Annotated in this window: 25 protein-coding genes; 18 read left to right on the top strand and 7 right to left on the bottom strand. The window is 66.7% G+C overall.

The features are described from left to right. Positions 1 to 72 precede the first annotated feature (72 nt). The 7 genes from WU80_RS10845 to WU80_RS10875 all read left to right on the top strand — a co-directional run bounded on the left by WU80_RS10845 (position 73) and on the right by WU80_RS10875 (position 6,709). The gene (locus tag WU80_RS10845) at positions 73 to 1,308 is read left to right on the top strand and encodes a cytochrome P450 (RefSeq protein ID WP_055402432.1); all 1,236 of its coding nucleotides are present in this window, start codon (positions 73 to 75) and stop codon (positions 1,306 to 1,308) included. A gap of 48 nt (positions 1,309 to 1,356) precedes the next feature. Beyond that, entirely contained in the window at positions 1,357 to 2,181 is an 825-nt protein-coding gene (locus WU80_RS10850; RefSeq protein ID WP_055402434.1) for an SDR family NAD(P)-dependent oxidoreductase, read from the top strand. 56 nt (positions 2,182 to 2,237) lie between these two features. Continuing rightward, entirely contained in the window at positions 2,238 to 2,855 is a 618-nt protein-coding gene (locus WU80_RS10855) for a TetR/AcrR family transcriptional regulator (protein WP_055402436.1), read from the top strand. Positions 2,856 to 2,860: 5 nt separating this feature from the next. After that, on the top strand, positions 2,861 to 3,556 hold the full coding sequence (locus tag WU80_RS10860) for a hypothetical protein (RefSeq protein WP_369808511.1): 696 nt from the start codon (positions 2,861 to 2,863) through the stop codon (positions 3,554 to 3,556). Between the two features lie 2 nt (positions 3,557 to 3,558). Continuing rightward, positions 3,559 to 5,463, top strand: coding sequence for a YhgE/Pip domain-containing protein (locus WU80_RS10865; protein WP_055402440.1), 1,905 nt, complete (start codon positions 3,559 to 3,561; stop codon positions 5,461 to 5,463). 68 nt (positions 5,464 to 5,531) lie between these two features. After that, a complete protein-coding gene (locus WU80_RS10870) occupies positions 5,532 to 5,972 on the top strand; it encodes a VOC family protein (RefSeq protein WP_082459817.1) in 441 nt (146 codons plus the stop codon). Next, positions 5,969 to 6,709, top strand: a complete 741-nt coding sequence (locus WU80_RS10875; RefSeq protein WP_055402444.1) for an SDR family NAD(P)-dependent oxidoreductase — start codon at positions 5,969 to 5,971, stop codon at positions 6,707 to 6,709. The genes WU80_RS10870 and WU80_RS10875 overlap by 4 nt, the downstream gene beginning before the upstream one ends. On the opposite strand, the gene WU80_RS10880 is transcribed toward WU80_RS10875, so the two are convergent. Together WU80_RS10880 and WU80_RS10885 are read right to left on the bottom strand one after the other, a co-directional pair. Continuing rightward, positions 6,702 to 7,859, bottom strand: a complete 1,158-nt coding sequence (locus tag WU80_RS10880; RefSeq protein WP_055402446.1) for a Zn-dependent alcohol dehydrogenase — start codon at positions 7,857 to 7,859, stop codon at positions 6,702 to 6,704. The genes WU80_RS10875 and WU80_RS10880 overlap by 8 nt on opposite strands. 9 nt (positions 7,860 to 7,868) lie before the next feature. Continuing rightward, a complete protein-coding gene (locus WU80_RS10885) occupies positions 7,869 to 9,095 on the bottom strand; it encodes a cytochrome P450 (RefSeq protein ID WP_055402448.1) in 1,227 nt (408 codons plus the stop codon). Positions 9,096 to 9,221: 126 nt separating this feature from the next. Here WU80_RS10885 and WU80_RS10890 point away from each other — a divergent pair, with 126 nt between their 5' ends. The 6 genes from WU80_RS10890 to WU80_RS10915 all read left to right on the top strand — a co-directional run bounded on the left by WU80_RS10890 (position 9,222) and on the right by WU80_RS10915 (position 15,374). Further along, positions 9,222 to 9,605 carry a Rieske (2Fe-2S) protein gene (locus tag WU80_RS10890; RefSeq protein WP_231633796.1) on the top strand — a complete coding sequence of 128 codons (384 nt, stop codon included), beginning with the start codon at positions 9,222 to 9,224 and terminating at the stop codon, positions 9,603 to 9,605. Beyond that, positions 9,602 to 10,642: an amidohydrolase family protein gene (locus WU80_RS10895; RefSeq protein WP_055402450.1), complete on the top strand. Its 1,041-nt coding sequence runs from the start codon at positions 9,602 to 9,604 to the stop codon at positions 10,640 to 10,642. Before WU80_RS10890 ends, WU80_RS10895 begins: the two co-directional genes overlap by 4 nt. Continuing rightward, on the top strand, positions 10,639 to 11,787 hold the full coding sequence (locus WU80_RS10900) for an amidohydrolase family protein (protein WP_055402452.1): 1,149 nt from the start codon (positions 10,639 to 10,641) through the stop codon (positions 11,785 to 11,787). The genes WU80_RS10895 and WU80_RS10900 overlap by 4 nt, the downstream gene beginning before the upstream one ends. A gap of 136 nt (positions 11,788 to 11,923) precedes the next feature. Further along, a complete protein-coding gene (locus WU80_RS10905) occupies positions 11,924 to 12,895 on the top strand; it encodes an alpha/beta hydrolase (RefSeq protein ID WP_055402454.1) in 972 nt (323 codons plus the stop codon). Positions 12,896 to 12,990: 95 nt separating this feature from the next. Beyond that, a complete protein-coding gene (locus WU80_RS10910) occupies positions 12,991 to 14,133 on the top strand; it encodes an acyl-CoA dehydrogenase family protein (protein WP_055402456.1) in 1,143 nt (380 codons plus the stop codon). Then, on the top strand, positions 14,130 to 15,374 hold the full coding sequence (locus WU80_RS10915; protein ID WP_055402458.1) for an acyl-CoA dehydrogenase family protein: 1,245 nt from the start codon (positions 14,130 to 14,132) through the stop codon (positions 15,372 to 15,374). Before WU80_RS10910 ends, WU80_RS10915 begins: the two co-directional genes overlap by 4 nt. Here WU80_RS10915 and WU80_RS10920 read toward each other — a convergent pair. After that, the gene (locus tag WU80_RS10920) at positions 15,371 to 17,338 is read right to left on the bottom strand and encodes a SpoIIE family protein phosphatase (RefSeq protein ID WP_055402460.1); all 1,968 of its coding nucleotides are present in this window, start codon (positions 17,336 to 17,338) and stop codon (positions 15,371 to 15,373) included. The genes WU80_RS10915 and WU80_RS10920 overlap by 4 nt on opposite strands. Positions 17,339 to 17,555: 217 nt before the next feature. Here WU80_RS10920 and WU80_RS10925 point away from each other — a divergent pair, with 217 nt between their 5' ends. From WU80_RS10925 to WU80_RS10935, 3 genes are read left to right on the top strand one after another with little or no spacing between them, the layout of a single operon-like run. Further along, the gene (locus tag WU80_RS10925) at positions 17,556 to 18,056 is read left to right on the top strand and encodes a hypothetical protein (RefSeq protein WP_055402462.1); all 501 of its coding nucleotides are present in this window, start codon (positions 17,556 to 17,558) and stop codon (positions 18,054 to 18,056) included. A 13-nt stretch (positions 18,057 to 18,069) separates the two neighbouring features. Continuing rightward, the gene (locus WU80_RS10930) at positions 18,070 to 19,560 is read left to right on the top strand and encodes a molybdopterin-dependent oxidoreductase (protein ID WP_055402464.1); all 1,491 of its coding nucleotides are present in this window, start codon (positions 18,070 to 18,072) and stop codon (positions 19,558 to 19,560) included. A gap of 1 nt (position 19,561) precedes the next feature. Continuing rightward, positions 19,562 to 19,885, top strand: a complete 324-nt coding sequence (locus WU80_RS10935; RefSeq protein ID WP_055402466.1) for a hypothetical protein — start codon at positions 19,562 to 19,564, stop codon at positions 19,883 to 19,885. A gap of 5 nt (positions 19,886 to 19,890) precedes the next feature. On the opposite strand, the gene WU80_RS10940 is transcribed toward WU80_RS10935, so the two are convergent. Further along, a complete protein-coding gene (locus tag WU80_RS10940; RefSeq protein ID WP_231633797.1) occupies positions 19,891 to 20,292 on the bottom strand; it encodes a hypothetical protein in 402 nt (133 codons plus the stop codon). A gap of 153 nt (positions 20,293 to 20,445) precedes the next feature. Between WU80_RS10940 and WU80_RS10945 the strand changes: the two genes are divergently transcribed. After that, entirely contained in the window at positions 20,446 to 20,925 is a 480-nt protein-coding gene (locus WU80_RS10945; protein ID WP_231633798.1) for a DUF421 domain-containing protein, read from the top strand. Here WU80_RS10945 and WU80_RS10950 read toward each other — a convergent pair. Continuing rightward, positions 20,917 to 22,122: an amidohydrolase family protein gene (locus tag WU80_RS10950; protein WP_055402470.1), complete on the bottom strand. Its 1,206-nt coding sequence runs from the start codon at positions 22,120 to 22,122 to the stop codon at positions 20,917 to 20,919. The two genes, WU80_RS10945 and WU80_RS10950, sit on opposite strands and share 9 nt — an antisense overlap. Before the next feature lie 81 nt (positions 22,123 to 22,203). Continuing rightward, entirely contained in the window at positions 22,204 to 23,229 is a 1,026-nt protein-coding gene (locus tag WU80_RS10955; RefSeq protein ID WP_055402472.1) for a hotdog fold thioesterase, read from the bottom strand. Between the two features lie 194 nt (positions 23,230 to 23,423). Between WU80_RS10955 and WU80_RS10960 the strand changes: the two genes are divergently transcribed. Beyond that, entirely contained in the window at positions 23,424 to 24,281 is an 858-nt protein-coding gene (locus tag WU80_RS10960) for an SDR family oxidoreductase (protein ID WP_055402474.1), read from the top strand. 75 nt (positions 24,282 to 24,356) lie between these two features. Here WU80_RS10960 and WU80_RS10965 read toward each other — a convergent pair whose 3' ends face one another. Beyond that, on the bottom strand, positions 24,357 to 25,796 hold the full coding sequence (locus WU80_RS10965; protein WP_082459818.1) for an aldehyde dehydrogenase: 1,440 nt from the start codon (positions 25,794 to 25,796) through the stop codon (positions 24,357 to 24,359). Positions 25,797 to 25,907 lie beyond the last annotated feature (111 nt).

The following is a 25,907-nucleotide window of genomic DNA, read 5'->3' on the forward strand; positions in this document are numbered from 1 at the left end:
CGGCAGCGTCAGATGTGTATAAGAGACAGCCTCCGCGTCGTGTATCAGGTCCGCAATGAAGGAGTTTCGCGAGTGAGCACAACCACGGTAGACGAGTCCGCCAAGCTGTTGGCCGACCCCTTGGCCTACACCGACGAGCGGCGACTGCACGCGGCGCTGACTCACCTGCGCACCAGCGCACCGGTGTCCTGGGTCGAGGTGCCCAACTACCGTCCGTTTTGGGCGATCACCAAGCACGCCGACATCATGGACATCGAGCGCGAGAACATGCTCTTCACCAACTGGCCACGGCCCGTCCTGACGACCGCCGAGGGCGACGAGATGCAGGCCGCCGCGGGCGTGCGCACCCTGATCCACCTCGACGACCCCCAGCATCGAGTGGTCCGCGCGATCGGCTCCGATTGGTTCCGCCCAAAGGCGATGCGGGCGTTGAAGGTTCGCGTCGACGAGCTGGCCAAGATCTACGTCGACAAGATGATGGCCGCGAGCCCGGAATGCGATTTCGTCCAGGAGGTGGCGGTCAACTACCCGCTCTTCGTGATCATGTCGCTGCTGGGACTGCCCGAGGCCGACTTCCCCAGGATGCTCAAGCTGACCCAGGAGTTGTTCGGCAGCGACGACTCCGAATTCAAACGGGGGACCACCAACGAGGACCAGCTGCCCGCGTTGTTCGACATGTTCCAGTACTTCAACGGGGTAACCACCGCGCGCCGCGAGCACCCAACCGAGGACTTGGCGTCCGCCATCGCCAACGCCCGCGTCGACGGGGAGCCGCTGTCCGACATCGACACGGTGTCCTACTACCTCATCGTCGCGACCGCCGGCCACGACACCACCAGCGCCACCATCTCCGGTGGGCTGCAGGCACTCATCGAGAACCCCGACCAGCTCGAGCGGTTGCGCGACAACCTCGACCTGATGCCGCTGGCCACCGAGGAGATGATCCGCTGGGTCACCCCGGTCAAGGAATTCATGCGTACCGCCACCGCGGACACCACCGTGCGCGGGGTGCCCATCGCGGCGGGTGATTCGGTGCTGCTGTCCTACGTCTCGGGCAACCGTGACGAGGATGTCTTCGTCGACCCGTTCCGCTTCGACGTCGGGCGCGACCCCAACAAGCACTTGGCGTTCGGCTACGGGGTGCACTTCTGCATGGGCGCGGCGTTGGCCCGCATGGAGGTCAACAGCTTCTTCACCGAGTTGCTGCCCAGGCTCAAATCCATTGAGCTGACCGGTGATCCGGAGTTGGTCGCTACCACGTTCGTCGGCGGCCTCAAGCATCTGCCGGTGCGTTATTCGCTGGCCTGAGCGGCCCGCTTAGCGCGTGATCGCTACACTCCGTGCGGAGGTCTCGCAATGAGGCGCAGGACGATCGTCATCACGGGCGCCAGCGACGGCATCGGCGCGGCCGCGGCCCGTCGCCTCAGCCGCACCGGCGATCGGATCGTCGTGGTGGGCCGCTCGGAAACCAAGACCGCCGCGGTGGCCGCCGAGTTGGACGCGGACTACTTTGTCGTCGACTACGCCGACCTTTCCCAGGTGCGCGCGCTGGCGGACAAATTGCGTTCGCAATACCCGCGCATCGACGTTTTGCTCAACAATGCGGGCAGGATGGCCAGCAAGATCGAGCTGACGCCCGACGGCTACGAACGCACCTATCAGGTCAACTACCTGGCGCCGTTCCTGTTGACCACCCGATTGCTGGATGTGCTGCTGGAGTCCCGCGCGACGATCGTCAACACGACCAGCTCGTCGCACAAGCTGATCTTCCGTGCCACCGTCGACGACCTGGAGAACACCGCCGGCCGCAGGCCCGCCGCAGCCTACGCGTTGTCGAAGCTCGCAATCGTGTTGTTCACCAAGGAGTTACACCGGCGCTACCATGCCGGCGGCCTTTCCGTCGCGGCGGTGCATCCCGGCAATGTCAACTCCAACATCGGCATTGCCTCGGGTTCGCGATTTCTGGTGTTCATGCAGCGGTACACCCCGGCGGTGCTGTTCATTTCGAGCCCGGACCAGGGCGCCGAGCAGTTGGTGCGGCTGGCGTCGAGCACGCCCATTTCCCAGTGGACGCCCGGCGCGTACTACGCCAAGCGCAAGATCGCCAACACCAGTCGCCTGGCGGACAACCCACGATTGGCCGCCGAACTGTGGGAGCGGACGGCGTCAAGGCTGGGCTGACGCCACCCGGGGGGTGATCTTCGATACCCGCTAGTATCTAACCGATACTGAAGGGTATGCTGCTGCACATGTCGCCTGTCAAACCGCTGCGCACCCGCCCCACCCGCGGCGAGGTCCGCGACCGGATCCTCGATGCGGCGTCGAAGGTGTTCGCGGCCGAGGGGTTCGCCGGCGCCACCATCGACGCGATCGGGCAGGCCGCGGGCTTCACCAAGGGCGCGGTCTATTCCAACTTCGAGTCGAAGGACGAGCTGTTCCTGGCCCTGCTCGACCGCGAGTTCGAGCTGCGCGGCGAGCAGATCGCGATAGCGCTGGACCGCAGCGACGGTGACACCGCCGCGGCCGCGCGCGAGGTGAGCCGGTCGGTGCTCGACTCGGTCCGCGACCATTCCGACTACTACGTGCTGCTGGTCGAGTACTGGCTGCGCGCTCAGCGCGATCCGCAGCTTCGGGAACGCCTGATCGAGCGCCGCCGCGCCGCGGCCGACCAGGCGCTGCACATCGTCGAATCGACCGACACCGTGCCGGGCGACCGGCGGCTGACCGACATCGCCCAGCTCGTCGTCACCCTCAACCTGGGCGTCGCGATGGAGGAGGTGCTGCGTCCGGGAACGATCAACCCCGATCTGCTCGCGCAACTGATCACCGCACTGCTGGAATCGATTCCGGTTTGAAGGCGATGAGGGAAAGCCACACCATGGATGCCAACGACGAACCGGACGACGTCGCACCGGTGATCACCGCCGCCGGATTGGGGGTCGACGGTGAGCACGGGCCACTGTTCTCGGGGGTCGACCTCGCCCTGACGCCGGGTTTTCACGCGATTCAGATGCCCGGGGGTCCGGGTCAGACAACGCTGTTGTTGACGCTCGCGGGCCGATTCAAGGCGACTCACGGCTCGTTGACCGTGCTCGGCGAGACGACGCCGCGCGCGATCCGCCGCCTGTGCGCGATCGCGGCCTTCGACGACATCGACGAACTCGAAGAGTCGGTGACCGTGGCGACCGTACTCGCCGAGCAACGCCGGTGGCTGGCGCCGTGGTATTCGCTGGTGCCGCTGCAAGCCGGCCAGGCCGAGCTGACGGAGGTCTTCGGCGACATACCGACGCCGTCCTCGGACACCTACATCGTCGAATTGTCCGACCTGGAACTGTTTTTGCTGCGCATCACGCTTGCGCTGCTGTCGAATCGTCCGATTCTGGTGGTCGGCGATCTCGAGCAGGTGCGCGACAACTCCCGGCGAGCGATCGCGGTGGATCGGCTGGGTGTGATCGCGAGAGAGCGCACCGTCGTCGTCGGAGTCACCAACCCGCTCGGCACCGACGCACCCGAGCACGAGCTTCACGATCGCCGCGTTTTGACCGGAGGAGATTGACGATGTTGGCTGGACTCGCATTCGGCTCGGAGATCAAGCGTTTCGGTCGCAGCCGTTTGACGCGCGTGGCGATCGTCGTGCTGATCTTGCTGCCGCTGGTGTACGGGGCGCTGTACCTGTGGGCGTTCTGGGATCCCTTCGGCCACACCAACAAAATGCCGGTGGCGTTGGTCAATTCCGACCGCGGTGCCGTCGTCTCCGGTGAGCAGTTCAACGCCGGCGATGAGATTGCCAAGAGCCTCACCGCGGACGGCGGGTTGGACTGGCACGTCGTAAACCTGGCCGAAGCGCGCAACGGAGTCGACCACGGCAAGTACTACTTCATGGTCGAGTTGCCCCCGGACTTCAGCGCGGCGATCTCGTCGCCGGTGACGGGACAGCCGAAGAAGGCCAACCTGATCGCCGTCTACAACGACGCCAACAACTACATCTCCACCAGCATCGGCCGCACCGCCATCACTCAGGTGCTCAACGCGGTGTCCAGCCGGATCTCCGGCCAGGCCGTCAATCACATGCTGTCGGTGGTGGTTTCGTCGGGCGCGGGCATCAAGCAGGCCGCCGACGGCGCGGCCCGACTCGACGACGGTGCCGGGCAGCTGGCCGCCGGCCTCGACACGGCCCGGTCCGGCTCGGCGCGCCTCGCCGCCGGGGCCCAGCAATTGTCCGACGGAATCAACCAGGCCACCGACCCGCTGCTCACGGTGACCCGGGCCCTGTCACAGATCGGCGGCGACACGCAGCAATTGCAGCAGGGCGCGGCCGCGCTGCAGCAGGCCAACGACCAGATCGGCACCATCGCCACGGCACAGGACGGCGCCGCGGATGCGTTGTCGCTGGTGATCGACCAGCTCGCCGCGCGCCAGGATCCGTTGGCGAACAACCTGCGCGGCATCCAGGATCAGCTGCGGGGCCATCAGTTCACGCCGCAGATCCGCCAGCGTCTCACCGACGCGCAAAACGCCGCGATCGCGATGACCTCCGCCATGCGCACGCCCGGCAGCCCGCTGGGTTCGGCCCTCGACCAGGTCGGCACCAAGGGGCAGGAGCTGACGAGCAAGCTCACCCAGCTCCGTGACGGCGCCCAGCAGCTGGCCGCCGGCAACGCCGAGTTGGCAAGCGGCATGGTCAAACTCGACGACGGGGCACACCAACTCAAGGCGGGGTCGGCCGAGCTGGCCGGCAAGCTCGGCGAGGGGGCGAGCCAGCTGCCCAACTGGACGACTCAGCAAAAGGACGCGGTCGCCGACACCATCGGCGGGCCGGTGCAGCTCGCAGCCTCGCACGAGAACGCCGCGCCCAACTTCGGCACCGGCATGGCCCCGTTCTTCCTGACGCTGGCGCTGTTCTTCGGCGCATTGGTGCTGTGGATGATTTTGCGGCCCTTGCAGAGTCGTGCGATCGCCGCGGAGGTGCTGGAAATCCGGGTGGTGCTCGCCAGCTATTTGCCTGCGGCCGCGATCGCGCTGTTCCAGGCGATCATTCTCTACTGCGTGGTCCGGTTCGCCCTCGGCATGCACGCCGTGCATCCCGTCGCGATGCTGGGGTTCATGATCCTCATCTCCGCGGCATTCGTGGCCGCCACCCAGGCGATCAACGCGCTTGTCGGCCCGGCGGTGGGACGCGTGCTGATCATGGCCCTGCTGATGCTGCAGCTGGTCAGCGCCGGCGGCATGTACCCCGTGGAGACCACGTCGCGGCCCTTCCAGGTCCTGCATCGTTTCGACCCGATGACCTACGGCGTCAACGGGCTGCGCCAGCTCATCCTCGGCGGCATCGACGGGCGGCTCTGGCAGGCGATCACCGTGCTGGTTGCGATAACGGCTGTCGCGCTGGCAATCTCATCGCTGTCCGCACGACGAGATCGCCTGTGGAACCTCAGCAGGCTGATCCCGGCGATCAAGATGTAGGCAAACGTTCCGCGTCAACGATCGACGCTGCATGATGGTGGGCAAGCTCTGCAATCGAGAGGAAGCCCATGTTAGGTGTGCATCATTCGGCGATTTGCACCTCCGATGTTGAACGGTCGCTCCGATTCTGGTGCGAAGGCCTGGGACTGAGCCAGTTGATGGATTACGACTTCGTCGGCGATTGGCCGGGACTGTTCGGGGCCGGCAGCGATCGGCTGCGATCGGTGTTTCTCGGCGATCCGCAGACATCGGGCAGCGGGTTTGTCGAACTGGTGGAGGTGACCGGTGCCCTTGAGGCACTGCCGGATTCGACCGCGTTACGGCACGGGTTCATGTTGCTCTCATTGCAGCGTGAAGTCGACGAAACGCTCGCCGCTTTGGCCGCGTTGGGTTTCACCGACGGCGTGCGGCGCATCGACGTCGTGGCCCCGGACGGAAGGACCGTCGCGATGGCGGTGATCGAAGCGCCGGACGGGGTACTCGTTGAGCTGATCGGCCGCGCGAAATGAGCACCGCGCTGGTCACCGGCGGCGCGTCCGGAATCGGGCGTGAAGTGGCCGGCCGGTTGCGCGCCGCGGGGCACGGCGTCGTGGTGTGGGACCTGTCCAACGCCGACATCGCCTGCGACGTCAGCGATCCCGACGCGGTGATGGCCGCGATGGACCAAACCGTCCGCGAGCACGGCGCGCCCACCCGCGTCGTCACGTGCGCGGGAGTTGGGGCCTCCGGGCTGCTGCTCGACCAGTCGCCCGCGGAATGGAACCGGGTGCTGGCCGTCAATCTGACGGGCACGTGGCTGACGATCCGGGCGGCGGCGCGGGCGATGATCGACGCGGGGGTGGGCGGCTCGATCGTCGCCGTCTCCAGCATCAGCGGCACCCTGGCCGACCGCGACATGGGCGCCTACTGCGTGTCCAAGGCGGGAGTGGACATGCTGGTGAAGGTGGCCGCCGCGGAGTGGGGTGCGCACGGCATCCGGGTCAACGCCGTCGGGCCGGGCGTGACGCGCACGCCCATGCTGGCCAAACCCGAGCAGCTGCCCGGCTGGGTGGAAGCCCTGTCCGAACGCACGGCCCTGGGCGGCCTGGGAGCCGCGACCGACGTGGCCGCAGCCATCGTCGGTGTCCTCGAATTGCCCTGGGTGACAGGTCAAGTCGTGCATGCCGACGGCGGGCTGGCGTTGCACAGCCCCATCGACGCGTACGGCCAGCTGCAGCGGGTGATGGGCGGAAAAGGCCTCAGCTGATGCCGTAATCGATGATGCCGCGGATGATCTTGCCGTTGCGGAGGTCGTCGTACGCGTCGTTGATCTCGTCGAGGCGATAGCGCCGGGTGATCATCTCGTCGAGCTGAAGCTGCCCGGTTTGATAGAGCCTGGCCAGCCGGGCGATGTCCGCCTTGGGATTGCACGAGCCGAATATCGTCCCGGCCAGCGTCTTGTTCATCAGGATGAAGTCCTGCAGGTCGATCTTCACCGACCGGGTCAGCTGCGAGGTCATGCCGGTAAGCACGCACGTGCCGCCCTTGCGCGTCAGTTGCAGGGCGTCGCGGACGTCGGCGGGCGTGATCAGCGACGGCGAAACCACCACCGCGTCGGCCATGACCCCGTAGGTCAAGTCCCGCACCATCTCCTGCGCCTCGGCGATCGTGGCCGCGCTGTGGGTGGCGCCGAACTGCAGCGCCGATTTCTGCTTGAAGTCCACCGGGTCGACGGCGACGATCTGCGCGGCGCCGCTGATCCGCGCGCCCTGGATCGCGCCCGTCCCGATCCCGCCGACCCCGACGACGACGACGGTGTCACCGCCGCGCACGCCGGCGCGGTTGGCCGCCGAACCGTAACCGGTGGGAATGGCGCACGACAGCAGCGCGCTCGGCGCGAGCGGCAGGTGCGGCTCGATCTTCACCAGCGACCTGGTCGACACCACGGTGTGTTCGGCGAACGCCCCCACCTTGGCCAGATGGCCCAGGGGCCGGCCGTCGGCGGTGTGATGACGGAAGGTGCCGTCGGTCGGCATTCCCGGGGTCAGCGTGAAAGCGCCGACGTCGCAGATGTATTCCATGCCCGACGCGCACCAGCGGCACTGTCCGCACACCGCGACGAACGACATCACCACATGGTCGCCGGGCGCGAAATCCGTTACGCCGTCGCCGACTTCGCGCACGATGCCGGAGCCCTCGTGGCCCCCGATCATCGGGAACATGGTCGGCAGGCCGAGGGACCGCATCACCTCGTTGGGCGCCGACATGTCGCCGTTGAGGATGTGGTCGTCGGAGTGGCACAGCCCGGCCGCCGCCATCTCGACGAGGACTTCGCCGGCGCGGGGCGGGTCGAGTTCGAATTCCTCGACGGACCAGGGCCCGCCGACGTCGTGCAGAATCGCTCCCTTGGTTTTCAAGCGGCTTCCCTATGCGGCCGGGGCGAACGTGACCGGAAGCTTGTTGGGGGAACGGAAGGTCAGCCCCACGATCTTGGACTCCTGGCCGGTTCCGTCGTCGGCCACGAAGGCCAGATCCTTGACGCGGTCGAACAGGCTGTTCAGCATGACCCGGGTCTCGAGGCGGGCCAGATGCATGCCGAGGCACATGTGGATGCCGCCGGCGAACGCGATGTGCGCCTGGCGCGGCCGGTGGATGTCGAAGGCGTTGGCGTTGGTCCAGCGGCTCTCGTCGCGATTGGCCGAGCCCATGCACATGTCGATCTGCGCGTCGGGTGGGATTGTCTTGCCGCCGATTTCGACCTCCTGGGTGGTGGTTCGCATGACCATCGTCAGCGGGGTTTCGAAGCGCAGCCCCTCCTCGATCGCCATCGGTATCAGCGAGCGGTCGTGATAGACCTGCGCCAGCTGCTCGGGATGGGTCAGCAGCAGGTACAGCAGGTTGCCCGACGATCGGTAGGTGGTTTCCAGTCCGGCGGGCAGCAGCAGCCGCAAAAACGCGATGATGGCCTCGTCGGAAAGCTTTTCGCCGTCGATCTCCGCGGCCACCAGGTCGCCGATGATGTCATCGGTGAGTTTGCGCCGACGCTGCTCGACCTGCTCGAGGAAGTAGCCGTGCAACTCCGCCGCCGCGTTCAGCCCGGCGACGATGTCGGTCGGGATGGAGATGAGGTCCAGGGACAACCGCCGGAAGAAGTCGAGATCCTCGGGCGGGAGGCCGAGCAGCGTGGAGATGATCCGGGTGGGGAACTCGAACGTCACCGCCTTGACCAGGTCGGCGTGCCCGTCGTCCTTGATCTCGTCGACCAGTCGGTCGCACACCGGTCCGATGACCGAGGGCTCCCAGCGTTCCAGCGCGGTGGCGCGGAAGGCCTTGGCCACCAGATTGCGGTGGTCGTGGTGTTCCCGGCCGCCCATCGCCAGGATGGTGTGGCCCATCACCAACCCGATGGTCTCGTCGTATTTGTGTGAGCTGAAGATCCGGTCGTCGCGGAACGCCTGGAACAACGGGTCGTAACCGAACAGCACCCACTCGTCGTTTGGCCGCATCTCTTCGGGCATCTGCGAGTGGTCCGCCAGCGCGCCATGCCAAACCGGGTCCGTGCGCCGCATGTATTCGAAGAACGGATACGGGCTGGTTTCGCCGGTGAAGTCGAGGGTGACGGGCTGGTTGGCGGGGTCGGTGCTGAGCGTCATCAGCGCTCCTCCTGAACAGCCGCTGAGCGGATCGGTACGCGGGGAATATCGCTATCATAGTATAGATAGCAACTAAGCCCAACGGGCTTGTCGTGGTTACCGTAACGGGCACAGTATTGATGCTGCGTGGCGTCGGAGGCGGTGATGCAAATGCCGGAGCGGCGATTTGTGTGCGCACAGGACGAGCTGCCGCCTGGCGGAATGAAGCTCGTCGACGTCGGGAAGTTCGGCGTCGGCGTGTACAACGTGCGCGGCGAGTTCTACGCGATCGTGAATTACTGCTCGCACGAGGGCGCCCCGCTGTGCCTCGGCCTGCTCGGCGGCACCAACGAGTTCGACCCGGACGAACCCGGTGGGCTGCGGCGCGTCCGCGACGGGCAGATCGTCCGATGCCCTTGGCACAACTGGGAATTCGACATCACCACCGGGCAAAACCTGGCCGATCCGACGCGGCGCATCCGCACCTACCGCGTCGACGTCACCGACGGGGAGGTGTACCTCACCGCATGATCATCGATGCAAACGTGCAACCGCACTTCCGCTCCAACGCCGAGATCCGGCGTTACCTGCCCGCCGCGCACCAGCTGCGGGCGATCCCCGACGTCGAACAACAGTGGTACTCCGCGCCGGGCGGCGACTATCGGCAGGACCTCTACGGCGAGCACTACCCGGGATCGGACCCCGAGACCGTCGGCCGGCACCTCTTCGACGACGCCGGTGTCGACTACGCCATCCTCAACCCGCTGACCCGCGGGAACATCGCCGACTACCTGCTCAACAGCCGGATCTGCGCGGCGGTCAACGACTGGCTGCTCGACCGCTGGCTCGAGCCCGACCCCGCCGATCGGTTCCGGGGCACCATCCGCGTCAATCCGGAAGACCCCAGGGGCGCCGTCGCCGAGATCGAGCGGCTGGCCGCCCACCCGAAGCTGGTGCAGGTCGGCGTCCCGATGCAGTCACGGGAGCCGTATGGCAAACCGATGTTCGAGCCGATCTGGGAGGCCGCCGCCGCCCACGGGCTGCCGGTGGCGGTGCACATCAACGGCGGCAACGGCGTCGATTACCCGCCCACCTTCGCCGGGCACGCCCACACCTATCCGGGATACGCGGCGTTCATGCCGCTGAATTACTTCGTGCACCTGGCCACCCTGATCATCGAGGGCGTGTTCGGCAGGCACCCCGGCCTCAAATTCGTCTTCGCCGACGGCGGATACGACATCCTCACCCCGTTCATCTGGCGGCTGGACACCTTCTGGGTGTCGATGCGCGATCAGACGCCCTGGGTCGACCGCTACCCGAGCGAATACCTGCCCGACCACGTCAGGTTCTGCTCCTCGGCGTTCGACGGGCCGACGGATGCCGCCGACGTGCGGCGCTGGATGGACTTCACCGACAAGACCGACCTGCTGATGTACGGGTCGGCGTATCCCCATTGGTCCACCTCAACCCCGGAGGGCGCCGCCGAGGGCCTCGACGCCACCCAGCGCGACAAGGTGTTGTGGCGAAACGCCAGCGAGCTGTACGGACTGAAGGAGCGTGTCCGATGACCACGATCGAACGAGTCGCTTCACCGACGGGCCAACACGACGAGATAGCGGTCAGCATCGTCGACACCGACGTGCACCCCTTGCCCGTCTCGACCGACGTGCTCAAGTCGTACGCGGCGCCCGAATGGGTGGACAAGATCTGGCCGACCGGCAACGCGGTCACCCCGGTGCCGCATTTCTACGACACACCGGATTCGTACAAGACGTCGTCGCTGCGTATGGACGCGTGGCCGCCCAACGGCGGGGTCGCGGGCAGCGACCCGGACTTCGCCGCCAAGCAGTTGCTGATCGACGCCGGCGTCAGCATCGCGACGCTCGAGCCGATGTGTGACGCCCAACTGCCCCAAGCCGAACACGCGCTGAAGTCGGCCTACAACGATTGGCTTGCCGACGTGTGGCTCGACACCAACAACGCGCACGGCCGCTGGCGCGGATCGATCAGCGTCAGCGCGCAGACGCCCGAGCAGGCGGCGCGCGAGGTCGAGCGCTGGGCGGGGCATCCGTACATGGCGCAGGTCCTGATGACGCCGCAGACCCGCGGAATCCCTTTCGGCAACCCGCATTTCGACCCGCTCTATGAAGCCGCGTCGCGCAACGGTTTCCCGGTGGCCACGCACCTGATGGGGCAGACGCCGTTCGAGCTGATCCCGCTGTACCCGGTCGGCAACCCGGCGCACTGGCACGACTTCTTCGCCGCCTGGCCGCTGCTTTACGTCTCGCACCTGATGAGCCTGGTGTTCGACGGCGCATTCGACCGCCACCCCGACCTGCGGATCGTGTTCGTCGAGGGCGGCTTCACGTGGGCGATGCCGGTGATGTCGAGGATGGACCGGATTTGGGAGGCCCGCCGCGGCGACTTGCCGAACGTGCGGCGCCGCCCGTCGGAGTACGTGCGCGAACACGTCCGGTTCACCACCCAGCCGCTGGAAGACACGGACACCGTGCAGTTTCGGCAATACCTGGAAATGATGGACCTGGGCGACAACCTGATGTTTTCGACGGACTACCCGCATTGGAGCTACGACTCGCCGGACTACGCGATCAACCGATTCCCGGCCGACCAGCGCGAGCGGATCATGCGCGGCAACGCGACCGCTCTCTACGGGCTTCCGCCGACGGTCAAGGCGCTCCCCGGAGAACGCTGAGCTTGGTTACCACCCCGGCAACGAGCACCGCGTCATTTGCGGCGCGCAATCGCAGGTCTACCTTGAAGAGGGTCTCGTGCGCGGCCCGCGCCGCGACCGGCCGAGCAAGCATGACCAGCCCGGAAGATGAGAGGGTATGACACAAACGAATCTGACGCGGCCGCAGGGCCTTACCCGCATCGACCCGGTGCTCCGGGAGGCCGCCGCCGCGCTGGGCGTCGCCGAATTCCGCGCCGAGACCCTGCCCGCCGAACGGGAACACGCCAACCGGCTCGCCGCCGAGCGCGCCGCGGAGGTCGACACCGCCGGCGTCTCGGTCGAAACGCGCACCATCACCGGACCGGGTGGACACCAGCTGAGTCTGCGCATCTACCGGGGTCCCGACGTTGATGGGGCCGCGTCGGGTTCGCCCCTGGTCTTGTACGCGCACGGCGGTGGCTTTGTGACCGGGAACCTGGACACCGACCACGCGCGCTGCGTGGAGCTGGCCAGGGCAGCGGGTTGCCTGCTGATCTCGGTCGACTACCGGCTCGCGCCGGAGCACCCGTGCCCGGCGGCCCTGGACGACGTCGAGGCCGGCTTTTACTACGCCATCCGCAATTGCGCCGAGCTGAACGTGGACGTGAACCGGATCGCGGTGATGGGCCGCGACGCGGGTGCGGCGCTGGTCGCGGGCCTGAGTCAGCGCATGTTCGACGACGAGGGCCCGCAGATCCTGGTGCAGATCCTGCATCAGCCGATGCTCGACTCCGACGCCACCCAATCGCGGCGCGAGTTCCAGCGCACACCGGGCCTCAACGGGCCGGCGGTGAGCCGGGCGTGGGGTCATTACCTCGGGCACGCCAGCGCCAGCGGTCAACACGTTCCCGCGCACCGGGCGAACCTCGAGGGCCTGCCGCCCACCTTCATCAGCTGCGCGGAGATCGACCCGTGCCGCGACGAAGCCATCGACTACGCGAACAGACTGTTGCACGCGTATGTGCACACCGAATTGCACGTCATCGCAGCGGCATTCAACGGGTTCGACTCGGTGGTCCCGGATTGGCTTGTTTCTCAGGAGAACCGGGCCCTGCACGCGCGTTCGCTGCGCCGCGTGTTCGCCATGTAGCGGCGAGCTTCGCTATCGACGCAACTCCGGTATCTCTTACCGTAGTGCCCGTTGCTACCATCGAAAACGCCGGTGAACTCTCCCCGAGAGGCAGCATGACCACAGTCGACTCTCCCGAAAAGACGCTGTTCACCTCCACGACCCAAGCCTTTCTGGAGAAGGAAGCGCCGCTGCGCCGGGTGCGGGAGTTGCACGCCGCCGGGGTGTCGTTCGACCCGGCCTGGTGGCGGCGCGCCGCGGAGCTCGGTTGGACGGGCCTGTTGGTGCCCGAGGAGTTGGGCGGCGGCAGCGTCTCCGACAGCGGCGTGGTGGACCTGGCCATGGTCGCCGAGCAGCTCGGCAAGACGGTGGCCCCCGGGCCGTTGTATCCCGTCAGCGTGGTGCTGTCCGCGCTCGTCGAATGCTCAGACCGCGAGCCGCACGCGGCCACCGTCGAGGCGCTGATGTCCGGTGAAGCGGTGGCGTCGTGGGCGGTCTCGGAGCCGGGCCAGGGCTGGGCGCCGCTGAATCCGTCGGTGACGGCCACCCCGACCGATTCGGGCTACCGGATCGACGGCACCAAGGACCGGGTCGAGGCGGGCGCGCAGAGCGCGGTGCTACTCGTGGTGGCGCGCTGCGGCGACGAGCTCCGCCAGTTCCTGGTTCCCACGGATGCGGCGGGCGTGACGATCGAGCCGCAGCAGTCGGTCGATTTGGTCAAGCAGTACGCCCGGGTCCGTTTCGACGGTGCGGTGGTGCAGCGATCGGCGGCCGTCGGCACGGCCGCCGAGACCTCCGCGCTGATCGAGCGCCAGAGCCAAATCGCCCAGATCCTGCAGTGTGCCGAGGTGGTCGGCGTTCTGCAGACGGTGTTCGACCTGACCGTCCAGTGGGCCCTGGACCGCCACACGTTCGGGCGGCCGCTGGCGTCCTATCAGGCCCTCAAGCACAAGTTCGCCGACATGAAGCTGTGGCTGGAGGCATGCCGCGCCACCACGGCCGCGGCGGTCGCCGACGTCGCCGCCCACGCGCCCGGTGCCGGCCTGTCGGCCAGCATCGCCAAGTCCTACGTGGGCGAGATGGCCGGCCAGATCGTGCAGGCCTGCGTGCAGATGCACGGGGGCATCGGTGTCACCTGGGAACACGACCTGCACCTCTACCTGCGCCGGGTTACGTTGTACCGCTCCATGTTCGGGACGCCGGAGGAGCACAACCTGCGCGTGTACGAACACGAGAAGGCGGGTCGGGAGAACCGATGACCCCCACCGAATCCGCTGCCGAGTTCGCGGCCCGGGCCAGGGCCTGGCTGGCCGACAACATGCCGCCCGTCGACCCCGAGTCGCCCCCGCCGGCCCCGCGTGACGACGAACGATCCTGGCTGCGGGCCCGAGAACTCCAAAAGCGGTTGTACGAAGGCGGATTCGCCGGCATCTGCTTCCCCCGCGAGTACGGCGGGCTCGGGCTGGACTACGAGTATCAGAAGGCCTTCGACGCGGAATCGCTGACCTACGAGATGCCGCTGATCCTCAACACCCCCACTTTCACCATCTGCTGCGCCACCCTGCTCGACACCGGCAGCGAGGAGCAAAAGAAGCGCCACATCGCCGCGGCGCTGCGCGGTGACGAGGTGCTGGTGCAGTTGTTGTCTGAGCCCAGCGGTGGTTCCGACCTGGCCGGCGTCCTCACCCGAGCCGAACGTCAGGGCGACCGCTGGATACTCAACGGGGCCAAGACCTGGAGCACCAGCGCGTTCGCCGCCGACTACGCGCTGTGCCTGGCCCGCACCAATTGGGACGTGCCCAAGCACGAGGGCTTGACGATGTTCCTGGTCCCGATCGCCCACCCGGGAATCACGTTGCGCCGCATCACGATGCTGAGCGGTTCCACCGAGTTCTGCGAGGAGTTCCTCGACGGGGTGGACGTCGGCGACGACGCCGTCGTCGGGGAGGTCGATGGCGGCTGGGCGGTGGCGTCGCGGCAGCTGTATCACGAGCGCCGGGCGGTGGGGCAGGGATCCGAGTTCGCCAGCGGCAGCGGCAGCGAGGGCGGCAACACGATTCCCGTTGACTACGTGAGCCTTATCGAGAAGACGGGCCAGGCCGGTAACGAACGCGTGGAGCAGCTGGCCGGCCGCGCATTGGTGCAGCGCGCGGTGGCCGACCAGCTGATCGGCCACGTGTACCGCAGCGTCCGAGACGGCGCGCTGCCGCCGGCCGGCGGCACGCTCATCCGGCTGTTCCATGCCGAGACCGTGTTCGTGAATGTCGACACCGCCATGGCGATCGCCGGGAGCGCCGGCGTTGTCGGGGAACCGGGCGAGGGCCTGGAAACCGGGCTGCGCTACCTGTCCCGCCAGACCGTCGCGATGGGTGGCGGGACCACGGAGATGGCGCGCAACGTCATCGGTGAGCGGGTGCTGGGCTTCCCCCGGGAATTCGCGGCCGACCGCGGCGTGCCGTTCAAACAGGTGAAGCACGGCCCGCGGCCGGGCCGCCCCTAGCCCTCCGCGACGAGGTTCTCGGCGAGTCCGCCGGCGACCGGGATCTGGACCAGCGACAGCACATGATGCGCCGGGGTCCCCGGCGGGGCCACCAGCACGTACTCGCTGCCCTGTCGTTGTGCCCGCTCGCGGGCGGCGGCCAGCGCGCTGACCCCGGCCGAGCCGAGATGGGTCACGCCGCCGAGATCGATCGTCAACGGCGCGACGCCGGAACGGCTTTCGACCGCGATCTTTCGATCCAGGGTGGAGGCCGTGCCGGAATCCACGTCGCCGCTGACGGCGATGCGGCCGGGTTCGGTGACCACACAGGCAAATTCGGAGTTGATCGACCGCCGGCGATCCGCGTGACTGACCAGCGTGTCGGTGACGAAATTGGCCGGCCGCGACAGGCGGTGCGTCAAGCTGGCGGTCGTCCCGCCTGGCCCATGGCTGACGTGCGCGCTGGACACCAGGGCTTCGGCCATGGCAAGGCCGCGTCCGCGGCCCTGCTCGCCTTCACGGTGATCCTTCCACTGCCCGTGGTCGATGACCGACGCATACAGGTTGCCGTCGCCGGACAGCGATGCATCGAGGACGATCCCGTCGGAAACCTCTGCGCCGTAACCGTGTTCGACCGCGTTCTCGACGAATTCCGAGACCGCGTGCACGATGTCGGAAATGTCGTCGGGGGAGGCGCCGATGTCGGAGAGCCATTGACGCAGGCGGCCGCGGACCGCGCGGGCGGCCTGAATCGTCGCGTCCACCGTCATCTGCAGCGGTGGCGGCGGCGTCCGCCGTTGCGCGGCAAGCAGTGTGATGTCGTCGTTGTAGCCGGTCGGGCGCAGCAGCAATTCCAAAGTCTCCGAACAGATTCGGTCGATGCGCCGCCGCGAGGAGTCGATCACGAAACCGCCCTGGCCGCCCGCGATGTTGCCCGCCAATTCGGCGAATTCGGCGGTGCTGGCCATCAGCGGCCGGCCCGGGCGTTCGATCAAGCCGTCGGTGTAGAGCATGACGGCGTCACCGACGCCCAGGATTTCCGTGCGCACCGGAAAACCTGTGCCGCTGCCCAGCGGGCCGGCACCGGACGGCTCGAGATAGCGCGATTCGGCGTCCGCCGCAACGAGCAGCGGCGGTGGGTGCCCGGCGGTGCAGTATTGGAACTCGCCCGTGGTGAAGTCGAGCGATCCCGCGCACATCGTGGCGGACCTCGAGCCCGGAACATGTTCGTGGAAGCGGTCGACCGCCGCCAGCGCCTCGGCGATCGGATAGCCGGCCAAGATCTGCATCCGCAGCGCGGTGCGCAATTGCGACATCACCGCGGCGGCTTCGACGCCGTGGCCGACGACGTCGCCGACGACGAGAACCAATCGATCCCCGAGGGGTATCGCGTCGAACCAGTCGCCACCGGCGGCGGTGTCCTGCGCGGCGACCAGGTACTCGGCCGCGACGTCGGCGCCGGGAACCACGGGCACGGACGGCGCCAGCAACGCCTGCTGCATGACGGTCGCCGAATCGCGGACATTGCGGTACCGCTCGGACAACTCCTCCATGCGGGACTCGGCGGCCAGCCGCGCCCGCACCCGGTCGGTGACGTCGACGAAGGCGAGTTGCACCCCCTCGATCGAGCCGTCGTCGGCGCGGCGCGCGGTGACGATGAAGTCGAAGAAGTGTTCCTGTGCGGTCCCCGAGCCCTCGAAGTCGGCCTGCACCCGCCACTCGGTTCCCGATTGGGGTTCGCCTGTTTGATACACCCGGTCGAACATCTGCAGGATTTGCTGACTCTCCAGCTCCGGATAGACCTCGCGCACCAAGAGCCCGATGCTGTCGACCGGGGGACTCAGGGCCCGGTAGGCGGCGTTGACCGCGACGAATCGGTGGTCGGGCCCCTCGAGGCCAACCAACAGCGCGGGGACGTTCTCGAAGATGCGGCGGACGTCGTCGGCCGCACCCACGGTCTTGTCCCAGTTCCTCTCGGCGGCCATTGACCGTCCCTCCTACGGACCCTTCCTCGGACCGAGTCCCGCAAGCTGGTCAAAACGCTGAGCACTCGCCAGGCACAGGCATCAAGCGTATCAACGGCGGACTCGTGCTCGGCGCATCAATTTTCCTCGCGTGGCGTGCGGCTACACCGAGGTCAGCCCGGGCGCGGCAATTAAGCCAGGACCGTTTGTAATTACTCAGCGCGGGTATCACGCGGCCATGGTCAATGTCGTCCCAGGGCGGTTGATCTCGCTGTGGCGAAGCATCTGGTCCTCACCGGTGCTCACCCTGGATGGCTGGGTCGCGTTCAACCTGCCGCGAACCGTGACCGCGTTGGGCGCTTCACTGCTGGTGGGCCTGCTGGCGGTGCACGCCTACGTCTTCGCCACGGAACCCGGGACGCCCGGGTACTTCGCCGTCTACGCGGCGCTGCTGGCGATCTGTTGCCTGACGGCCGCCGCCGCGATGGCGTTCGCCCTCAAACCGCATGTGCCGCAGGCGGGCTGGTACCTCGGCAGCCTGACCTGCCTTGCCTTCCTCGCCATCTACCTGGTCAGCCGGTGGTTCCGCCTGCCGGGGCTGGAGGCGTTGACGGGCCGCTGGGACCTGGCGCCGGGGACGTTGGCGCTTGCGTGCGCCGCCGGCTTCATCGCGGTGCACACGACGGTGCTGTCCGGCATCAACGTGGCCTACCCGCAACGCCAACAGTGGTACGACTGAGGAGAGCCCAGGCATGACGACGCTCGACTACCCGGCGTGGCTGCGAGTGGACCATTGGCTCAACGTCCTGTTCGTCACGCTGATCATCCGCAGCGGCATCGAGATCCTCGCCACCCACCCCAAGTTGTACTGGCACGACGACAGCAAACCCGGCAGCGAATGGGCGCGCTTCACCCGCAAGGTCATGCCGCGCGACCGGCTGTACGACACCCTCGACGAGGAAGAGTCATACAGCTCCCTGGTCGCGCTGCCCGGTCACAAGAAATTGGGGATGGGCCGCCACTGGCACTTCTTCACGGTGATCTGCTGGATTCTGCTCGGGTTGTCGTATTACGTACTGCTTTTCGCGACCGGGCAGTGGCACCGTTACTGGCCGTATTCGTGGTCGATTTTTCCCGAGGCCGCCAATGACATCGTCACGTACCTCTCGTTCAACCTGCCGCCACTGCTGCCCGGTGAGCCCCTGGACGCCATTCAGAAACTGACCTACGCCGGCGTCGTCTTCGTCCTCGCGCCATTCCAGATCTTGACGGGCGCCGCGCAATCCCCGGCGATCGAGGCGCGCTTCCCGTGGTACGTGCGGATGTGGGGCGGTCGGCAATGGGCCCGAAGCCTGCATTTCCTGGGGTTGCTGGCCTTCGTCGTCTTCATCGTGATTCATCTGTCGATGATCTTCTTCTGGGGCTGGGGTCAACTGACGGCGTCGATGATCTTCGGCTCGGTTCGCAACATCAATTGGGCGACGGCGCTGTCTTTCGTGATCATCGGAGCGATCGTCGCCATCCACATCGCGGCTACCAAGTGGAGCCTTCGCAGTCCTCGATCGGCGCAGCGCGTGCTAGGTGCGGTGACCACAGCCGCTCGGCGCCTGTTGCTGCGGCCGCTCAACTCCCGACAGAACTACCCGCCGGGCAAGATCTCCCCGCAGCACCGGGTAAACGGCAAGCCCCCGACGAGCGTCGACTTCAAGGTGATGGCCGTCCATAACTTCGTCGACTGGCGCCTGCGGGTGGGCGGCCTCGTCGAAAACCCGGTGACTCTGGACCTGGCCGCGCTGCGATCGCTCGCCGAGCCGGAGACGCAGCGCGTCATGCACAACTGCGTTCAGGGCTGGACCAGCATTGCCGAATGGAAGGGGCTGCACCTAGGTCGACTCGTTGAGCTGGTCCGGCCCCTGCCGCAAGCCAAGTACATCTGCTTCCTCAGCATGCAAGACAACAGCACCGATGAACCCGCTTCAGAGGGCGGAGGCCAGTTCTATGAAGTCATTGATATGGAATTTGCTCACAAGCCGCAGACGCTGCTGGCCTACGAAATGAACGGGACGCCCTTGCCGATCAAGCACGGCGCGCCATTGCGACTGCGGGTTGAGACCCAGGTGGGCTTCAAGATGACGAAGTGGATCAACCAGATTGAGTTCGTCGAGGACTACTCCGGCATTGGGCTCGGCCTGGGAGGCTGGCGCGAGGACCACGTCTTCTACGACAAAGACGTGGAGATATGAGATGACCTGGGGCACTTATGAAAACGTCGGGACGCGGCCCGAGCTAATCCCTTTGGATCGGGCGGCGCGGGAGCGTGTGCTGGAGCAGATCGCGGTTAAAGGCGGACATTGCGAGGCCTGCGACGCCACCGACTTTACGGTCGGCGATGCGATGATCATGGGCTTTCTGTTTCTGGACGAGGACGCAGACGCCTACATGGTGGCGCTCACCTGCTGCAACCCCGAATGCCCCAAGCCCAGGACCGCGATCAGGTTGTCCGGCAACGACTTTCTCTCCGACGAGCAACAGGCTCGCGCCAAGGCACTCCGCTCTTCGATCGCGTGACCGGGCTAGTTGCGCAGTAGACGCCTCGCCTTCGCACGCCGCCGACTGCCGGCGCGGTCATCCTGCGAACCCGCGAAGGTGGGCCGAGCCAACTTGAATCTCTCGATCAGGGGCAATGCCGCACGCATGTCGTCACACAACACCCGGAAGCGGCGCTCGTCGGCCTCGGCGAGCCGGCCCATAGAACTGTAATGCGCCATGCGGGGGAGGCGTCCGGCGAGCGCCGTGCCCCAGCGGACGCTGAGGTCGTAGATGTCTTCGTCGCCGAAGATGTCGGCGGCTTCCTTGTGCTCGGCGAGTTCTTTAAGTCTTTCGAGTTGCTCACCGATGAACGCGATGTCGTCGTCGATGTTGACATACGCGCGACTCTGCGGCGCCATGCTCATGCGGCTCCACTTCTTGCCCACTTAAGCGTCTGTTGCTCCGGGGAGTACCCGCGTCCGCGCCGCTGGAACATCAAGTGCATCAAAAACAGTTGCCAATGAGAACTATTGTCGAAATATCGACAGATTCGGCAGCGCCGAAAGTGGAATCGGGTGATGTAGATGCACGGCCTCTTGATGGAACTGTTCAACGGCTGGCGGCCGGCGCTGTACGCGGCGATCAAGGCGCTGGCGCTGTTTCTCACCGCCGCTGCGGCTTTCCGGCTGACGCTGCGGCGCACGATCGCGGAATTCACGCCCTTCGACTGGATTACCGCGGTCGCGGTGGGCGCAATCGTCGGCCGCACCGCGACGGCAGCGGGCACCTCGTGGCTGACTGGAGCGGCCGCGTTGCTCACGCTGATCGCCGCCCACGACATCGTCGCTCGCCTGCGGTTCATACCATGGGTGCACAGACTCGTTGATCCGCCGGTGCGGGTGCTCATCCGCGATGGCCAACTCGATGAACGAAACCTGTTGCGATGCAGGCTGACTCACGACGACATGGACGCGATCTTACGTCAGCACGGTCATCAGACAACCGCCGATGTGAGGCTTGCGTTATTCGAGACGAAAGGCGTGGTGTCGGTCTTCGGCACCGACGACCGATCAGGCTGAAACCGGCTTCTTCGAATCCGCAGAGACCTTCATCAGCTTCATCAGGTTGCCGCCCATGATCTTCGCGACGTCTTCCTGCTCGAAGTCGGTGAGCTCGTCGACGAAGGAGATCGGGTCCTTGAGGCCTTCGGGATGCGGCCAGTCGGATCCGAAGAGGACCCGGTCGGTGCCGACCATCTTGACGATCTCGGCGAACCGGTCCTCCCAGAACGGGGTGATGTAGACGCAGCGCTTGAACGCCTCGATGGGGTCCTCGCTGAACGCCTGCGGCATCTTCTTGTAGACGCCCTTGAGGCCCTTGAACAGATCCGGCACCCAGTCGGCACCGTTCTCGATCGACAGGATCCGCAGCTCCGGGTTGCGCGACAGCGCGCCGTGGCACACCAGCGCACCCATCGCGTCGATGATCGGCCGGTGGCCCATCACCAGGCTGCGGAACGGGGTCGGCTTGAACGGCAGGAACTCGTCGCCGGGCTCCCACACGTTGGCGAATTCGGAATAGCCGCTGTCCGAGGCGTGCATCGAGACGGGAAGCTCGGCCTTGATGCAGGCCTGCCAGAACGGGTCGAACTCTTCGAGGCCGAACGACCGGCTGCCCTTGTAACCGGGCACCGGCGCCGGGCGCACCAGGACGGTGCGGGCGCCGCGCTCGAGGACCCATTCGAGTTCTTCGAGCGCCCGCTCGACGATCGGCAGGGTGATCACCGGCGTGGCGAAGATGCGGTCTTGGTAGTTGAACGACCACTGCTCGTACATCCACTGGTTCAGCGCGTGGATGACGTCGTGGGTCATCTCCGGGTCGTCCTTCATGCGCTCCTCGACCAGGCTGGCCAGCGTCGGGAACATCAGGGCGTAGTCGATGCCCAGCTCGTCCATGACCTCGAGCCGCGCGCCGGGTTCGCGGAAGGCTGGGATGGCCTTCATCGGCTCCCCGAGGATCTCGCGATAGCTCTTGCCCTGCGCGCCGTTGCGGAAGTAGTCCTCCTGCGCCCCGGGGCGCGCCACCACCTCGAACGTGGGGTTCGGGATGTACTCGCTGATGTGGCCGCGGACCACGATCTTGGTGCGGCCGCGGACCTCGACGTAGTCGATGACGCGCTTGCGGTTCTCCGGCAGGAACTTGGTCAGCGCCTCCTGCGGCTCGTACATATGGTTGTCCGCGTCGAATACGGGAAAGGAAAGTTCGCGGGACGGCATGGCGATCTCCTTGGCGGAAGTTTCGAATTCTCGGTAAGTGGTAATGACGTTACCACCATTGCGCGACGCGGTGTAGTGCGCCTAAGCGTCCGCTGGGAGTCCGGTGGGTGTCGGCCCGTTGATGATCGCGAAGTTCACCGTCGCGGTCGCGGCGAGTTCATCGCCGTCGCCGTATATGTCGACCTGCATGACCATCGCCCGGCGGCCGGCTCGCAGCATCCGCGGCACCGCGCGGGCGGCACCCTGTTTGATCGGCCGCAGGTAGCGGACGAACAGGTCGGCGGTCGTCATGGTGGTTCCCGGCTGCAGGTGTTCGAGCCCGAACTGTCCCCCCGCCACGTCGACGAGCGTGGCGATCAGCCCGCCCTGTAAGGCGCCGGAAGTGTTTGTCACGTGGGGACTGACGGGCATGGTCATAGCGAACTCGCCGTTGTGGGTGCCTGGGCGCATCCCGATTTGGGCGAACAGCTCGGCCAGCGAAGGCTGCACAGATTCGTCATCGGTTTCCCGGATGCCGAGGGCGCGGCTGCAGAAGTCATAGAGTTGGCCCGCGCTGACCGGTGAACCGTTCAATTCCGTTCCCAGCCAATGCAATCGTTGTGCGCCCATCACCGTCTGCATGACGACCGCGGCCGCCGCGCCGACGTCGAGCCCCGGGTTGAAGACCCCCTCGGTAATGCCCTGACCCACGATGTCGCGGATGAGTCGATGCAGCGGCGAGAGCACCCGGGCGTAGTCGCGGGGGCGGGTCTCGGCCAGGTGCTGGTTGTAGAGAGTTAGCGCACGATTGAGGCTGTCCTGGGTGCTCGATTCCGGTTGCTGGCTGACGCGGTCAATCACCAGCTTCAGCGCCGCCGTGCTGTCCAGCCCGTCGGTCTCGGTGCGCCAGATGTCCACCGATTGCGCAATGGTCCGGTCGAACAGCGCCAGCAGCAATTCGTCCTTGCTGCTGAAGTGCTGGTAAAAGGCGCGCAGTGACGTCTTGGACCGGGCGACGACCTCCTGCACCGTGAAGTCGGTGCGTCCCGTCTCGCCCAAGATCTCGACGGCCGTCTTGATGAAGCGGTCGCCGCGCGTGACTTCCACATCATCGCCAAGCTGGGTCATGAGCGTTTCATCCCTTCCTGGGCGCGGTGCGCACTATGAGAATGAGGTTACCGCGGGTACCGGTATATCCGAGAATCCGGCTATTCCGGTCGGCACCTGGTTCGGCGCCGGCGCGACGGCGCGGTGCGTCGTCCCGGCCGCCTTGCCGTGACAATCAGCCCTACCAGCGACGATTCAGGGATTACGCTGCTGGAATGGCAGCAAGCGTGTCCGGGAAAGTTGCATTCGTCACCGGTGGCGCGTCCGGCATCGGTGCGGCGCTGACCACCGAGTTGGTTGGCGGGGGCGCCGAGGTTTGGATCGCCGATCGGCAGATCGGCCCTGCGCAGGAGTTCGCGCACCGCCTCAACAGCGGCGGCGGTAAAGCGCACGCGGTTGAGCTCGATGTGCGCGACTACTCATCGTTCGAGCGGGCCATCGGCGAGGCGGTGCGGCAGTCCGGGCGGATCGACTACCTGTTCAATAATGCGGGCATCGGAGTCGCCGGTGAGGTTGACAAATACACGCTCGACGACTGGAACGACGTTTTCGATGTGAACCTGCGCGGTGTCGTGCACGGTATCCAAGCGGTGTATCCCATCATGATCCGGCAGCACTCCGGGCATATCGTGAACACGGCCTCCATGGCCGGTCTCATGACAACCGCGGGCCAGGCGAGCTACACCGCCACCAAACACGCCGTCGTCGCGTTGTCGAAATCGTTACGGCTGGAAGCCGAGCGCCACGGGGTGCGTGTCTCGGTGCTCTGCCCCGGCGTGATCCGGACTCCGATCCTTACCGGCGGCAAGTACGGACGGACCGAGATGGCAGGCATCAGCAACCAGGAAATCCTCGATATGTGGGAGCGGTTGCATCCGCTGGCGCCTGAGAAGTTTGCCGAGCGCGCGCTTCGTGCCGTGTTGCGTGGTGACGCGATCGTCGTGGTGCCCGGGTGGTGGAAGGCATTTTGGTACCTCGAGCGGCTATCGCCCGCGTTGTCGATGCGTGCCGCAAAAGCAATGCTCAAGCGCGTTCGCGCAATGGAGCAGGCGTCGGCGCCGTCGGTGGGTTGACATCGACTGGCCGCGGCGCCTGTCCCTCTCGTCGCCCGCCGTTGGGCGGCCCAAATCCGTTGCGACTGAGGGTGATCAGGAGACCGCGATGGATTTGGTTTCCAGGTAGCTGTCGATGCCCTCGGGGCCCAGTTCTCGTCCGTAACCGCTGCCCTTCACGCCGCCGAAGGGGGCGAACGGATCCATGGTGTAGCCCTGGTTGACGCCGAGGGTGCCGCTGCGCACCCGCGCCGCGATCGACAAGGCGCGGTCCGTGTCGGCGCTCCACACCGATCCGGCCAGGCCGTACTCGGAGTCGTTGGCGATCGCGACCGCGTCGTCCTCGTCGCGATACGGGATGACGGTGATCACCGGCCCGAAGATCTCCTCGCGGGCGATGCGCATCGTGTTCTCGGCGGAGGCGAACAGGGTGGGTTTGACGTACCAGCCCCGGTCCAGCCCGTCGGGCATCTCGGTCCCCCCGATGACGAGGCGGGCGCCCTCGTCCTGGCCGACCCGGATGTAATCGCGGACGCGTTTCTGTTGCCGGCGCGAGACCAGCGGCCCCAGCTGCGTGCCTGCATCGTTGGGATCGCCCACCCGCAGGGCGGTCATCTCGGCGGCGAGCGCGTCGACGTACTCGTCCTCCCGATGGCCGGGGACCAGCACGCGGGTCAGGGCGTTGCAGATCTGGCCGCTGTTCGACAGGCTGGCCGACCGCACGCCGGCCGCGACCGCCTCGGGTGCGGCGTCGTCGAGGATGACGGCGGCCGACTTGCCGCCGAGTTCGAGACTGACCTTCGTGAGGTTGGTCGCGCAGGCGGCAGCCACCGCCCGGCCCGCCGCCGTCGACCCCGTGAACGACACCTTGTCCACGCCGGGGTGGGACACCAGGAGCTGACCCACCGCGCTGTCGCCGGGCAGCACGCTGACCACGCCCGGGGGCAGGTCGAGTTCTTCCAGCATCTCCGCCAAAAGCAAAGCGTTCAAGGGTGATTCGGGCGCGGGCTTGAGCACAACCGCGCAGCCGGCGAGCAGCGCGGGCACCAGTTTGGTGACGATGAGGAATTGGGGCATGTTCCACGGCACGATCGCGGCGACGACGCCAACGGGTTGCTTGTGCACGTGCACGTCGGCGCCGAAGAAGCCCCGGCGGGTCTCCTTCCAGGCGTGCCGCTCGGCCAGGTCGCAGAACGCTCGCATCATCATCGCGGGCAGGCCGACCTGCGCGCGCTGGGAAAAGGTGATGGGGGCGCCGATCTCGGCGGTGATGACGCCGGCCATCTCGGCGCGCCGTTGATCGTAGATCTCGGTGAGGCGCCGGATTGCCGCGATCCGTTCGGCCGGCTCCGTCCGGCCCCAGGGCCCCTCGACCGCCGAGCGGGCGGCGGTGACCGCCGCGTCGACGTCGGCCGGCCCGGCGGCGGCCACTTCGGCGATGGGTTGCTCGGTGTGCGGGGAGATGACCTCGAATGCGTCGGCGTGCGCCCGCACCAGGCCGCCGTTGGCGATCCGCAACCCAAGGCCATGCTCCATCGAGGACTCCCGTCGGCAATATCAACTACTTGCGATTACGCGGTCGAGCATATACCGTCGGCCCCGACGGGGTCCCACCGAATCACTGAAACCGGTGGCCGCGTGGCTATT

It is taken from the genome of Mycobacterium sp. UM_11, assembly GCF_001414075.1.
Lineage (GTDB): Bacteria > Actinomycetota > Actinomycetes > Mycobacteriales > Mycobacteriaceae > Mycobacterium.